The 14,092-nt window shown below is 45.9% G+C and carries 11 protein-coding genes; 8 read left to right on the top strand and 3 right to left on the bottom strand.

Translation table 11 applies throughout. The features are described from left to right. From RID09_RS14435 to hpsJ-B, 3 genes are all read right to left on the bottom strand, one after another. On the bottom strand, positions 1 to 1,263 hold a 1,263-nt coding region (locus RID09_RS14435), incomplete at its 3' end, for an RNA-guided endonuclease InsQ/TnpB family protein (RefSeq protein WP_446336621.1). Between the two features lie 98 nt (positions 1,264 to 1,361). Beyond that, positions 1,362 to 2,171 carry a glycosyltransferase family 2 protein gene (locus RID09_RS14430; protein ID WP_446336620.1) on the bottom strand — a complete coding sequence of 270 codons (810 nt, stop codon included), beginning with the start codon at positions 2,169 to 2,171 and terminating at the stop codon, positions 1,362 to 1,364. A 283-nt stretch (positions 2,172 to 2,454) separates the two neighbouring features. Next, positions 2,455 to 3,198, bottom strand: a complete 744-nt coding sequence (gene hpsJ-B / locus RID09_RS14425; RefSeq protein WP_446336619.1) for a hormogonium polysaccharide biosynthesis protein HpsJ — start codon at positions 3,196 to 3,198, stop codon at positions 2,455 to 2,457. Between the two features lie 458 nt (positions 3,199 to 3,656). Here hpsJ-B and pgl point away from each other — a divergent pair, with 458 nt between their 5' ends. From pgl to RID09_RS14385, 8 genes are all read left to right on the top strand, one after another. Next, on the top strand, positions 3,657 to 4,388 hold the full coding sequence (pgl, locus tag RID09_RS14420) for a 6-phosphogluconolactonase (protein ID WP_446336618.1): 732 nt from the start codon (positions 3,657 to 3,659) through the stop codon (positions 4,386 to 4,388). Positions 4,389 to 4,546: 158 nt separating this feature from the next. Beyond that, a complete protein-coding gene (locus RID09_RS14415) occupies positions 4,547 to 5,323 on the top strand; it encodes an FHA domain-containing protein (protein ID WP_446336617.1) in 777 nt (258 codons plus the stop codon). Between the two features lie 242 nt (positions 5,324 to 5,565). Then, on the top strand, positions 5,566 to 5,988 hold the full coding sequence (locus RID09_RS14410; protein ID WP_446336623.1) for an FHA domain-containing protein: 423 nt from the start codon (positions 5,566 to 5,568) through the stop codon (positions 5,986 to 5,988). Between the two features lie 278 nt (positions 5,989 to 6,266). Next, complete coding sequence (locus RID09_RS14405) at positions 6,267 to 6,590, top strand: hypothetical protein (protein WP_446336616.1); 324 nt, start codon at positions 6,267 to 6,269, stop codon at positions 6,588 to 6,590. A 193-nt stretch (positions 6,591 to 6,783) separates the two neighbouring features. Next, on the top strand, positions 6,784 to 8,853 hold the full coding sequence (locus tag RID09_RS14400) for a dynamin family protein (RefSeq protein WP_446336615.1): 2,070 nt from the start codon (positions 6,784 to 6,786) through the stop codon (positions 8,851 to 8,853). A gap of 158 nt (positions 8,854 to 9,011) precedes the next feature. Then, entirely contained in the window at positions 9,012 to 11,069 is a 2,058-nt protein-coding gene (locus RID09_RS14395; RefSeq protein WP_446336614.1) for a dynamin family protein, read from the top strand. 84 nt (positions 11,070 to 11,153) lie between these two features. Then, on the top strand, positions 11,154 to 13,232 hold the full coding sequence (locus RID09_RS14390; protein ID WP_446336613.1) for a dynamin family protein: 2,079 nt from the start codon (positions 11,154 to 11,156) through the stop codon (positions 13,230 to 13,232). 244 nt (positions 13,233 to 13,476) lie between these two features. Next, a complete protein-coding gene (locus RID09_RS14385) occupies positions 13,477 to 13,854 on the top strand; it encodes a Crp/Fnr family transcriptional regulator (RefSeq protein ID WP_446336622.1) in 378 nt (125 codons plus the stop codon). Positions 13,855 to 14,092: the final 238 nt, after the last annotated feature.

Genomic DNA, 14,092 nt, shown 5'->3' with positions numbered 1-14,092 from the left:
GGCGGACTGAAGTCGCGCCTCTCTACCCTTGTTCTTGCTTCTCGAACTCTTAACTAGACGGTTTCCCGTCCCCGTCAGACCGTCTCCACAAGCATTTTCTTTAATGTCCAAGATGCGTCCCACCTCAGACAGTCCACGATTACGGACGATTTGTGCGGCTGCTACATCTCTATGTGTTGTGTAACCGCATTCCGGACAAGAATGAACTCTATCTTTGAGTTTCTTTTTCCCCGTATGGGCATCGCATTGAGGGCAGACCTGGGAGGTGTAATCCTTGTTCACTTTACCAAAGTACACACCACGCTTCCAACACACCCATTTGAGGATGCTGACGAACTGCCCAAATCCAGCATCTAAAGTATGTTTCCCAAACAGACCTTTTGCCCACACTCGAAAATCGATATCTTCAACAAATATCATTCCAGCACTGTCACACAGTTTGTGAGCTAATTTAAAGTGCCAGTCTTTTCGAGTGTCGCTAATGCGCTGATGTAACCTGGCAATCTTCCGATTCAATTTGTGACGATTGTTGGAGTCTTTCTTCTTGTGCTTAAGAGAGCGTTGTAGCAATTTCAGCTTACGGTGCAGTGAGTTCAAGAATCGAGGTCTATCAACCACAAGCCCATCAGAAGTTGCAACGAACTTGTCTAACCCTAGATCTATCCCTACCGGATGACCACCATCCATGACATTGGGAACAGATACGTCACACTTTAGCGATAGCTGTACGAAGTATCCAGACGCTTTGCGAATGATTCGAGCTTGCTTTACCACAAAACCGTCTGGAATTTCTCGTGACTTAATATATTCCAGCCAGCCTAACTGGGGAAGTTTGACTTGATTTTTCCTTAAGAGTTGACCTTTTCCCAACTGTGGGTAAACAAATGATCGCATTCGATATCGGTTCTTAAACCGAGGAAAACCCATTCCATTACGCTTCATGTCCACAAAAGCCGCTTCCAGTCTTTTAAGGACTTGCTGCAATGCCTGAGCGTTAACGGTTGCTAGTTCTGGGAATTCGGTTTTGGCTTTTGTTAATGCCCTACACTGTTGAGCGTAGTTAGGATAGGGGGCATCGGCTGGGATGATGTATTCTGATTCGAGTGAACAAGCGTTAATTTGACACTTACGAGAATTAATCCAATCCTTCCTTTGGCGCAAAGCATAATTCCAGACCTGGCGACACACTATTAGCGTGTGTTCGATTATCTGGACTTGCTCTGATGTTGGAATTGCCTTGAATTCGTAAGTCAGGTTTAACACTTGATTTGCCTCCTATGAAATTATAGCGCGTTTCATAGGAGGCGGGGAAATAAAGAGAAAGAGAGTTGGGAGTCAATGGTATCAAGTTAGGGCTGTTGTTACTGCTTGAGTTCCCAAACCTTGAGGGTAATTAGATATTCGTAAAATGCCTGTAAGGTACACCAGGTAAAGCCAGCGCGTCCATCCAGAAAGCCTCCCAGGAAAAGGTACATATAGAAAAAGCGTAACAATGGACGAAAGGGCAACCGTAGAGACAGATCTTTGAGGGCATGACGCCGTTCCACTTCTGATCGCCCCAGCAATAAAGCCCCCCAGTTGACAGTGCCTTGTTCAAGCTGGCTTAAGGTTTCCCGGGCTTCATCGGTGGAATAGCGGTTATGTTTTTCAATCCAGCGCGTAAATCCCTTACCACAGGTATAGTGCGGGTAGGTTTGTTTCAAGAATCCTGTCGCTCCATTACAGACTTCCCGTTCGCTATGACCATAATCGGTAAACCAGACGTGACCTTTTCGCAGTAAACGGAGTTGGTAACGGGGATACTGAGTACAGTGACGAATCCATTGATTCATGAACATGACTTGTTCGGCAACATAATATCCTACATAATCGTTGTCCTTTATGGCTTCTAGGCATTCAGCAAATAGGGCTGGGGTCATCCGTTCATCCGCTTCTAGGATGTAAGCCCATTCGTACTTGGTAGGGATGTGTTCCAGCATCCAAGTGCGCTGACGCCCGTGACTTTCAAAAGCATGAGGTACAACTCGCACGGGATAGCGTTGGGCAAGTTCTACGGTGCGATCGCTACTACACGAATCCACCACAATTATGTCATCACACAGCAGCGCTGAGTTAATGCACTCTTCAATATCTCGTTCTTCGTTGTAGGTCAGGATATAAATCGAGAACATGTCAAAGGTTGTAAAAACATGAGTCCCACTAAAAAGCTTCTCTCAAATTGAGAACCCCAATCCGCTTTAATGCCAGTCGTCACCGATGGCACACACAAGCCGAACTGGGGATTACCTGCAGAAGTTAGCAACTGGGTCGAATAGAGGTTATTCGTTATTTCCGAAGGGGTGATTAAGGTTTTTCTCTGTATCTTCTATTGAATCGCAAATCTGTATAAACTGACAATTTGGAGACTGTTATCAAACCTTTCCACCTTTTGCTCCCATAGCAATGACTTACAGATTAACTGCCCAAGTTACGCAATCCCATCCAGCCAATAATGCTGTAGCCAATGGCTAGGAGTAAGCTGCTTAAACCGATGCGGATACCTGTTTTCAAAGCCTCAACTCGGGCGCGTTGCTCAAGTTCTTGTTTACGACCCCGGATTTGAGTCTGAGCTTCCTCAGTTCTTTTAGCGATCGCGTCGGGATCTTGTCTAAGAGCCATCAATTGTTCTCGCAGAGCCTGGAGTCGCGCGAGTTGCTCTCCTTGGGCTTGACCGCTTTCAATGGCTTGGTCTAGTCGTTCGAGCTGTTGTGGATCTTGAAGCAGAGCGCCAATTTGATCAACTTGAGTTCCCAGTTGGGTTTCGGCTTGCTCGGCTTGCTGACCAATCTGGTTGATCGCTTGATTGCTTTGGATGCGGACATTGTTGAAGTGCAAGGGGACGAGCAACAGAAAGAGTAATCCCAATAGGCTGGAGAGTAAAAATGCCCAGAATCTCAAGTCGCTTATTGACGATTTTCGCTCAGGTAATGAGCCACCACTGTTATTGCTGATCCAATATCCCGCTACCAAAAAAGCAATTCCCACCATCGGGATAACACCCCGATCAACCAGTTGGGTGGTTAAATTAAGCTGCCATGAACTCTCAAGGGGGCTAATCCCAGGAGAGGGAATAATCAGCACCAGATAATCCAACAGGGACGATAGGATCATGATCAGCCCGACTATCTTAAGTGCCAAACCCGTGAACGAAGAATACATCGTACTACTTTTCATGCCTCAGACGACTGTTATGGTTCACTTTCTACTTTACTGGGCAAGCTGGTTTCCATGTACTTTTTTGCTTACCCTAGAAGAGAGTGTACCCGATACAGTATGGAAAAATTAGGGTTCACTTAGGTAGAGGGACTTGTCCATAGTGAAATCCTCCTAGGGCAAATCAAGTTCCTTTTTGAACTCGACGCGACAGTTGGGACAAGTTTGAGCGGTTCCCCTGTGATCTACTTCACCACTGCAATGCTTCCATGCCACGAGATCTGTGTTCGGGTATTTTAATTAAAAAAGTGGGGTTGGGCATCGCCTCACTCAAAAACGCGAAGTCTTGGAAACGGGATGGAGAAGCCCGCACTTTATCCGAAGGATAAGTGTCGGGAGTATGTCACGATAGTTCTAAACTGGCATGGGTATCGCAGTAACCTTTTGAGGAGGATCACAGATTCGTGACAAAAATTGTGGAAGTTTTGCCCGATAAGGCGGCGCTAATTGAGCGATCGCTTGATGTTGTCCTGACCAAGATACAGGAGGCAATCCAACGCTCAGGTCGCTGTACTCTGGCTTTAGCGGGGGGAGGTACACCCAAGCCGCTCTATGAAGCCCTAGCCACTCAGAATCTACCCTGGGAGAAACTGCATATCTTTTGGGGCGATGAACGCTATGTTCCGGCAGATCACCCGGATAGCAATCAAAAGATGGCACGTCAGGCTTGGTTGGATCACGTCGATATCCCACCCACGAATATTCACCCCATACCCACAGATGGTGAGTCTCCCGAAGCAGACGCCTCCAAGCACGATGCTCAACTGGGGGAGTTCTTTGGCGTAGCAGCAGGTGAGTTTCCCGAATTTGATGTGATTTTATTGGGCATTGGTGACGACGCCCATACGGCGTCTCTGTTTCCTCATACCCAAGCCCTACAGGTTTGCGATCGCCGGGTTACTGTGGGCAATAAAGATGGTCAACCTCGGATTACTTTTACTGTACCCTTGATTAACCAAGCCCATTGTGTCATGTTTCTCGTGGCGGGGGCGGGAAAGCAGCCCGCACTGGCTCAAATCTTTGCTGATCAGGCTGACCCCTTGACCTATCCGGCGCGGTTCATTCAGCCTCAAGGTGAATTGTGGTGGCTTTTAGATGAGCTTGCGGGTCAAGAGGTGAAACGCAGACAGAGCTAGCGAGCTGATGTAACAAGTTATTAAGGTAGAACGCTTAATTGTGCTTTGATGAAGGAGTAAGGCTCATGCTTACCCAGAGGTTTTCAGCGGTTTTGCCCTCATCTGTTTGTTAAACCGCTTTTGTTGGTAATTTTGAATGCGTAAATTTTGAATGGCTTATGATTGTTTGCCCTAACTGCAATCACCAAAATCCAGACGGTGCGACTCAATGCGAAGCCTGCTATACTCCCTTACCCGCAACCATGAGTTGTCCCAACTGTGGTACAACAGTTCAAACAGACGCTAGCTTCTGCGGTCAATGTGGGTTTAACCTAAAAGCCAGTGGCTCGACGGGAAGCCCCGCAACATCAGCTCCGATGTCGGCTCCCGATGTACCCGATTTAGACCCCCCTGACCCTCTAATTGAACCCGAACCTCTCTCAATGAGTTCCCAATCACTCACGCCTGACCCGCCACCTGATCCCGGTATTGAGCTACCAGCTACCATGGTTAGTCAACCCGGGACGACAACAGAAGAAAAGACAACCTTACCGGAGGAGCAAACAGCCCCACCCCCGCCCCCTGTAGCGACTCCAACTCCGGGTAGTGCTAAAACCCAATTACAGGTGCAGTCGGTTTATCTGCTGCACCTACAAACCCAGAACAAGATTGAATTACCCTCCCATATCCGTGTGATTCATATCGGTAAACCTAACGATCAGATTCCCCCTGACGTTGATGTGTCGGGTTTCCCTAATTCTGAGATTGTAAGCAGAGTTCATGCGGATATTCGTGTCGAGGGAGATATTTATTATCTTGAAGATGTGGGCAGCGCTAATGGGACTTATGTTAACCATACCCCTTTACCGAGTGGCGATCGTCATCGCTTACGCACAGGCGATCGCATTAGCCTAGGCAAAGGCGATCTGGTCACGTTTTTGTTCCAATTGTCCTAAGTCCCTTGCCTATTCGCTGAAGCTGAGGGAGGATGTCAACCAGTGGTAGCCTGAAAATAAAAGGTGTGATTATGGCAGTCTTTGTTGGTAAACTACTTGCCGAGCATTCCTTTATCCTGTAACCAAGAGTAAAAACTGTCTCAGCAGAGAATAGCTCTTGCCCAAATCCAGTTCCTAGATTTATGGAAAGCTCTAGAAGTATTCAGTTGTAAGGACCCACGTTTTTGAATGATGTAACACCGGTGATTACTCTGACCCTGCTGCATCCTCTCCAGTCTGTACCTGTTCAAAGTTGGCCGTTTAAGTCGGAATCAGTGATTCGGATTGGGCGGTCTACGGATAATGATGTCATTTTATATAGCGCCGTCGTTTCACGTCACCATGTCGAACTGCGACGAAATGGTTCAATTTGGCGAATTATCAGCTTAGGTGCTAACGGAACCTATATCGATGGGAAACGCTTTACCCAAATGTCGGTTGTGGATGGGATGATTATTCGTCTGGCGAGTTCCGGACCAAAAATTCAGATTCATCTGCATGACGACATCACTCATGTAGACTCGTCAACTAATGCCAAAAAGCGCACGTCTTCTGGTAAGGGTTTACTCGATCAATCTAAAGAAACTCTGGTTGATGCTCAACATCAGCCAACGCAACACGAATAATGCTGGGGGAGCGGAGGAGCGGAGGAGCGAAGGAGCAGAGGGAGCAGAGGGAGCGGGGGGAGCGGGGGGAGCGGGGGGAGCGGTGTAGAGACGTAGCACGCTACGTCTGGGAGCTGGGGGGGTTTGCCCTAAAGTTTTTTAACGGGATCTAGCAGATGCTGAGGCTCTAAGGTTAAAGTAAGAGAAAATTTATGGTGAAAACGACTCCCTAAAGTGCCAGGTTTCTTTAACCTTTCCATAACCTATCATAATTAATTCCCCGACTAGGATGAACTGAAATGACTTCTCCCAATAATGAAGACCGGGAGCTTCAGCGCCGGGAACACGACCTGATCCAACGCGAGCGAGAACTCCGGCTGCGCGAACTGGAAGCGGAAATTAATCCACCTCCTCTGTACCAAACCGTTAAGCATGAGCAACCGGAAGGAAAGCTGCAGCGGTGGGGGAGGAAGCTGGTGATGTTCGGTAAGTTCTTAGTCTTTGTCGTGGCGACTGTTCTGATTGTGCGGGTTAGTGCTGCGATCGCGACGATCATGATTGTCGGCGTTATTGGCTTTATTGGGTATAAGCTTTTCCTCGAAGGCGATCGCAAGAAGTCTTAGGCAACAGGGAACAGGGAATTTAATCTTGCATTTGATCGGGGCGGGCGCGAGTTGCATCGGGTTGAGGTCAAACACGATAATTGTGAAAAGATCCCCTACACCCTCACACACCCGGTTCCCCGAACGAAGTGAAGCGGTCAAACCTGCCTTCATCTCCCCAAAGCGTTAATTACAAAAAACTAGGAGCCATACCGTGGATAATACCAGCTTACTCAGGGATTTGGAGCGCGTGGTGAGAGTGCGTCATCAAGCGGCGATGCATCTGAGTCAAATTGCCAAACGGCTGGAAAAAGCGGAGTTGGATGCTGAGGAAGCCTCCGGGAAATTGGGTCTAGAACGGGAAAGTGAAGATATCCGGATTGCCAGCGATAATTTGCAGAAGGGCTTATTTCGGCTGCTGGTATTAGGAGACTTGAAGCGGGGGAAAAGTACATTTCTCAATGCCTTAATTGGTGAAAACCTATTACCCGCAGATGTGAATCCTTGTACAGCCCTGCTGACGGTTTTGCGCTACGGAACGCAAAAAAAAGTCACGGTTTATTTTAAAGGAGATAAACCACCAGAATCCCTCGATTTTGCCAGTTTCAAGCAAAACTATACCATCGATCCCGCCGAAGCCAAACGCCTCGAAGTCGAGAAAAGCTCGGCATTTCCAGCGGTTGATTATGCTGTTGTCGAATATCCCTTACCCCTCTTAGAAAAAGGTATCGAAATTGTTGATAGTCCTGGGCTAAATGATACCGAAGCCCGGAATGAATTATCACTCAACTATATCCATAACTGCCACGCGATCTTGTTTGTATTCAAGGCAATGCAGCCTTGTACGCTGGAAGAACGCCGCTATTTAGAAAATTATATTAAAGGGCGCGGATTAACGGTTTTCTTTCTGATTAACGCTTGGGATGAAATCAGCAAAGGACTCATTGATCCCGATGATCCCGATGAACTTGAGGTCGCCCAAAATCGGTTACGCACCGTATTCCAAACCTATCTGGCTGACTACTGTCAAAAAGAGGGACACGATTGCTATGATGAACGAGTGTTTGAGATTTCCTCCCTCGAAGCATTGCGGCGGCGGGTGAAAACAAAAGAGGATTCACTGGAAGGAACAGGATTTCCGGCGTTTTTAGGGGCGCTAAATACCTTTTTGACCCAAGAACGCGCTGTGGCACAATTACGCCAAGCTAGAACTCTGGCGCGTCAAGTTTATAGCCGCACTCACGAAGCCATTGAACGGCGGATTCCTTTACTCGACCAAGATATTCAGGAATTGAAACAACGGATTCAGGGAGTTGAACCGGAGTTTGAGCAACTCACCCAAATCCGAGATCAATTTCAGGATGAAATTCGTACCGTGCGGGATACAAAAGGAAAAGGGGTGGCGGATTCATTTCGCACTTATGTGCTGAACTTAGAAAAGACATTTGAATCGGATTTCTTGCGCTATCAGCCGACGATTGACTTTCTGGAGTTCTTGCAACAGCAGAGACGGGAGGCGTTTAATGCTGCATTAAAGCAAGCTTTTGAGCAGTATATTCAGGATAAATTAGCGGAGTGGGAACGCACGGCGGAGGATTATTTAAAAGAGGCGTTCTCCCAACTTGCCCAAAGTGCGGCTAACTATGGCGCCACCTATAATCAGATTGTTGATTCTATGACAGAGAAATTAATTGGGCAAAGGATACCGCCGGGAGTGCGGGTTGACTCAGGAGAGGAGTCACCTAGCTGGACAAAATGGGCGATGGGTTTTTTCTCTTTAGCATCAGGAAATTTGGCGGGTGTCGCCTTAGCCGCCGCTGGGTTTAATTGGCAAAATATCCTGGTTAATTGGTTAGCGGTAATTGGGATTAGCAGCTTTTTATTGATTTTTACTGGATTAACGTTTTGGAATCCCATCGGATTGGCTTTAATGGGGTTGGGCGTGGGCGCACTGCAAGCTGAACAAGCCCGCCAAGAAGTGATGAAAGCGACAAAAAAGGAGTTTGTTAAATATCTACCACAACTCGCCCAGGAACAACAAGAACCCATTCGTCAAGCGGTTAAAGATTGTTTTGATAGTTATGAACGGGAAGTGATTCAACGCCTGAATGATGATATTGAATCTCGCCAAGCTGAGTTAGATAACTTGCTCAAGCAAAAAGAATCTCGTGAGATTAATCGACAAACTGAGTTAAAGCGGTTGAGAGGTTTAGATGCTGATGTATTAGCTGAATGTCAGCAGGTTGAATCGGTGTATGAGGAGTTATTGTTAGTACCGGGTTAAACTTAAACACATTGTAGGGTGGGCATTGCCCACCTATTTTATCGGTGGTTGGGGTCAATTTTACGGATAACGTTTTGCCCAAAACTGATAACTGGACTAAACCCACCATTCTCGCGATCGCGCTTGGGATCAACTAATGCTTAAGGAATCAATAAACCATGAGTTATACAATAGAAACAGACCGTTTCCTGAATAACTTAGAGCAAGTTGCCAGAGTGCGATCGCAAATCGCCAAAAGTCTAGGTGAAATCGCCCAAACCCTGGCACAATGGGAAGCCTCGGTAAAGGATACCTCTGGGGGTTTGGGGTTGGAACGGGATATTGACGATTTAAGCCGAGCTAGCCAAACTTTACAGCAAACTGTATTTAGAGTATTGGTCTTAGGAGACTTAAAACGGGGAAAAAGTACGTTGCTCAATGCTTTAATTGGCGAGAATTTATTACCAGCCGATGTCAATCCTTGTACAGCCCTGCTAACAGTTTTACGCTACGGAACTCAAAAAAAAGTCACGGTGTATTTTAAAGGGAATAACTCCTCTCAATCTATCGATTTTGCCCGTTTTAAGCAAACCTATACAATCAAACCCAGCGAAGCAAAACGCCGAGAAGCCGAGAATAGTTTAGCATTTCCTGATGTATCTCATGCCGTTGTCGAATATCCCTTACCCCTCTTAGAAAAGGGAATCGAAATTGTAGATACTCCGGGGCTGAACGATACCGAAGCCCGGAATGAATTATCCCTTAACTATATCCACAATTGCCACGCGATCATGTTTGTATTCAGGGCAATGCAGCCTTGCACGCTGGAGGAACGCCGCTATCTAGAGAATTATATCAAAGGGCGGGGATTAACTGTTTTTTTTCTGATTAACGCTTGGGATGAAATCGGCAAAGGATTGATTAATCCAGATCATCTAGACGAACTTGAGCAGGTTCAAAATCGGTTACGGACTGTATTTAAAACCTATTTAGCTGACTACTGTAAAAACGATGGACAGGATTACTATGATCAACGAGTGTTTGAGATATCTTCCCTCCCAGCCTTGCGGCGGCGGTTAAAAAAACCCCAGGATTCTCTAGAAGGCACAGGATTTCCCCCATTTTTAAGGGCATTGAATACCTTTTTAACTCAAGAACGGGCTGTGGCACAATTACGGCAAGTCAGAACTCTGGTGCGTCAAGTTTATAGCCGCACTCACGCAGCCATTGAACGGCGAATTCCTTTACTGGATCAAGATATTGAGGGATTGAAACAACGGATTCAGGGGGTTAATCCGGAGTTTGAACAACTCACCCAAATTCGCGATCAATTCCGTGAGGAAATTCGTACCCTACGGGATACAAATGTCAAGGAAATAGTCAATTCATTTCAGACGTATGTGCTGAACTTAGAAACGACGTTTGAATCAGATTTTTTTCCCTATCAGCCGACAATTGACCTTTTGGAATTCTTACAACAGCAGAAACGAGAGGCGTTTAATGCTGCATTGAAGCAAGCCTTGGAGCAATATCTTCAGGATAAATTAGCCGCGTGGGAACGCACAGCGGAGGATGCTTTGAAAGAAGCCTTTTCCCAACTTGCCCAAAGTGCGGCTAATTATGGTGCAACTTATAATCAGGTTGTTGATTCTATGAGCAATAAATTAATTGGGCAAACCCTACCCTCAAGAGTTCCAGTTGACTCAGGGGAGGAGTCACCCACTTGGACAAAATGGGCAATGGGTTTTTTCTCCTTAGCCTCAGGAAATATAGCCAGTGTCGCCTTAGCTGCTGTTGGTTTTAATTGGCAAAATATTCTGGTTAATTGGTTAGCGGTAGTTTTGACTCCTTTAGGGTTTTGGAATCCCCTAGGATTAGTGCTGCTGAGTTTGGGAGTGGGCGCCATGCAAGCTGAACAAGGGCGTCAAGCTGTGATTAAAGCGACGAAGAAGCAGTTTGTTAACTATTTACCCCAATTGGCACAGGAGCAACAAGAACCCATTCGCAAAGCAGTTGGTGACTGTTTTGAACGGTATGAGCAAGACGTAATTCAACGCATTAATGATGATATTCAATCCCACCAAATTCAATTAGAGAACTTGCTGCAACAAAAAAAAGGTCGTGAAATCAATCACCAAACGGAGTTAAAGCGATTGAGACAGTTAGATAGTGATATTTTAGCCCAATACTGGCAGATTGAATCCCTGTATGAGGAGTCAGGGTTAATACCGGGTTAACCTGAAACAAAGGAGCGGGTAGACAATACTTAGCTATTTTATCGGTTATGATCACTAAACGCATGGTATAGGGAGAAATCAACAATGAGTTATAAAATAGAAACAGACAGTTTCCTGAATAATTTAGAGCGCGTTGCCAAAGTGCGATCGCAAGTCGCCAGGAGTCTGGGTGAAATCGCCCAAACCCTTAAACAAGGGGAAGCCGCCGGCAAGGATACCTCTGGCGGTTTGGGCTTGGAACGGGATATTGATGATTTAAGCCGAGCCAGTACAAATTTACGACAAGGTGTATTTAGATTACTGGTTCTGGGTGATATGAAACGGGGTAAAAGTACCTTTCTTAATGCCTTAATTGGCGAGAACCTATTACCCTCAGATGTTAATCCCTGTACAGCTTTATTAACCGTTTTGCGGTATGGACCGGAAAAAAAAGTCACCGTTCATTTTAATGATGGTACACCCCCCGAAGATATTGATTTTAAGAGTTTTAAGCGCCGCTACACGATTGATCCCGCTGAAGCTAAGCAACTGGAACAACAGAAAAAACAGGCGTTTCCTAATGTTGATTATGCTGTCGTAGAATATCCATTAGCGTTATTAAAAAAAGGTATAGAAATTGTCGATAGTCCGGGACTCAATGATACCGAAGCCCGAAACGAGTTATCTCTGGGATATATCAATAATTGCCATGCGATTTTATTTGTACTGCGGGCAACTCAGCCTTGTACTTTAGCCGAACGCCGTTATTTAGAAAATTATATTAAGGATCGGGGATTATCAGTTTTCTTTTTAATTAATGCTTGGGATCAGATTCGCGAAAGTTTGATTGATCCGGATGATCCGGAAGAATTAGCAGAATCGGAAGATAAAGTGCGGCGCGTGTTTCGAGCAAATTTAGCCGATTACTGTCAAGTCGATGGGTATGATATCTATGATGAACGAGTGTTTGAGATTTCCGCGATTAAAGCGCTGCGGTTACGAGTGAAGCAGCCAACATCGTCTCTGGAAGGAACTGGATTTCCTGAATTTATGGGCGCATTAAGTACATTTTTGACCACCGAACGAGCCGTGGCTGAATTTCGCCAAGCCAGAACCTTGGCGCGTCAAGGGTATAGTCATGTGCGAGAAGCGATTGAACGGCGGATTCCGTTGTTAGAACAGGATGTAAAGGGATTAAAAGAACGGATTAATTCGGTAGAACCTGAATTCAAGAAACTCAATGATATCTGTCAACAGTTCCAAGCTGAAATCAAATCGGTACGGGATAGTAAGGCAAAGGCGGTGGCGGATTCCTTCCGCAATTATGTTTTAAATTTGGGGAATAGCTTTGAAGCTGATTTCATGCAGTATCAGCCGGATTTTCAATTCATGGATTTTTTGAGTCGAGGGAGACGGGAATCCTTTGAAGCGGGATTGCAACAGGCATTTGAGCGGTATATAAATGATAAATTATCTGCCTGGAGTTTAACGGCTGAAAAAGAGATGGATAGCGCGTTTTTGCAGTTATCGAAAAGTGCCGCCAGTTATGGCGCATCTTATACCAAAGTTACGGAGAAAATTACCGAAAAGTTAACCGGACAACGCATAACTCCAGTGATTGGGACAACCCCAGAAGACAATTCTCCCGCTTGGGCAAAATGGGCAGCGGGACTCTTTTCCTTGGCAAGGGGAAATATTGCTGGGGTAGCCATGGCGGGGGCGGGGTTTGATTGGAAAAATATTGCCCTTAATTTTATTACGGTGATGGGTGTAGGGGCGATGATTACTGCGGTTTCAGGGGTTGTTTTGGGACCTGTGGGATTGGCGTTATTGGGGTTAGGGGTTGGGGTTGTACAAGCAGATCAAGCGCGGAAGGAGTTGGTGAAAGCGGCGAAGAAAGAGTTAGTTAAATATTTACCCCAGGTAGCACGAGAACAATGGCAACCGATTCACGATGCGGTGAAAGAATGCTTTGATGTATATGAGCGAGAAGTGACGGAACGGATGAATGATGATATTCAGGCGCGTAAGTCAGAGTTGGATAATTTAATTGCACAAAAAGAGTCCCATGAGATTAATAATGGGGCAGAATTAGAGCGGTTGAGGAAATTAGAGACTGATGTCTCATCGGAAGTGGAACGGATTGAGGCGGCGTATCAGAATTTGTTGGTAGAAGCGAGTTGAGGGGTGAAATACCCTTGACAACCTTCGCGGGAACCCGGTGTGTAGGGGCGGGTTTCACTACTATCGTTTCTGACTTAACCCAGATGTGACTAAACCCGCCCCGATTTGATCCGTTTTATCTATCAACGACATCACCGGAGTTGGGCGAAGCATTTGGGTAAAACATTTTGGACAAGTATGATCAGGTAGCCCCCCAAATGCTTCAAATGACATAAGACAAATGACGAATGACAAATTACAGAACATGGTAGAACCCGCAAACACAGTCAGCATCTTACAAAAACAGTCTGATCCTAAGACATTTTCTGCCGATCAGGTTATTTTCAAAGAAGGTGATCCAGCGAACTACATGTATGGCATCCTGGAAGGAGAAGTAAATATCTCGATCAATGGTAATATTGTAGAAACTATTGGTAAGGGTGAGGTGTTTGGTACCGGAACATTGATTGGAGTAGGTGACAGAAACTATAGCGCGATCGCGAAAACAGATTGTACCCTAGCATTTCTCGATCAGCAGCGATTTCTGTTTGCGGTTCAGGAAACACCAATTTTTGCTCTCAATGTGATGAAAAGTTATTCGGAACGCCTCAACCGATTAGCACATAATATCATGTCGGCTTGAATACTGCATCTGTGTTGCAACAATTTCAATCACCCTGGCAAAACGTGCGATCGCATCTTTCCCGAAATGGAATTTCAATCCCAATTAATTAGTTAAGTTGACACTCCCCCGGTTAAAACGCGGGGGATTCTTCCGTCACAGGGAGGCAGAGTTTAACGTCTTCGGTGGACGGAACCTTTACCCTCAGAAAGCTTAACCACCGTGTGTCCCACGGCAACGAGTCCTCTAATCTCGACTA

The organism is Coleofasciculus sp. G1-WW12-02, assembly GCF_040219735.1.
In the GTDB taxonomy this organism is placed as follows: domain Bacteria; phylum Cyanobacteriota; class Cyanobacteriia; order Cyanobacteriales; family Coleofasciculaceae; genus Coleofasciculus.
The sequence above is the reverse complement of the archived record's forward strand: the minus strand, read 5'-3'. Positions and strand labels throughout refer to the sequence as shown.

Bases quoted from the DNA above. Each gene is read 5' to 3' on its own strand.
- RID09_RS14395 (WP_446336614.1), top strand. From the start codon at position 9,012: ATGAGTTATACAATAGAAACAGACCGTTTCCTGAATAACTTAGAGCAA.
- RID09_RS14430 (WP_446336620.1), bottom strand. From the start codon at position 2,171: ATGTTCTCGATTTATATCCTGACCTACAACGAAGAACGAGATATTGAA.
- hpsJ-B (WP_446336619.1), bottom strand. From the start codon at position 3,198: ATGTATTCTTCGTTCACGGGTTTGGCACTTAAGATAGTCGGGCTGATC.
- RID09_RS14405 (WP_446336616.1), top strand. From the start codon at position 6,267: ATGACTTCTCCCAATAATGAAGACCGGGAGCTTCAGCGCCGGGAACAC.
- RID09_RS14385 (WP_446336622.1), top strand. From the start codon at position 13,477: ATGGTAGAACCCGCAAACACAGTCAGCATCTTACAAAAACAGTCTGAT.
- RID09_RS14415 (WP_446336617.1), top strand. From the start codon at position 4,547: ATGATTGTTTGCCCTAACTGCAATCACCAAAATCCAGACGGTGCGACT.
- RID09_RS14390 (WP_446336613.1), top strand. From the start codon at position 11,154: ATGAGTTATAAAATAGAAACAGACAGTTTCCTGAATAATTTAGAGCGC.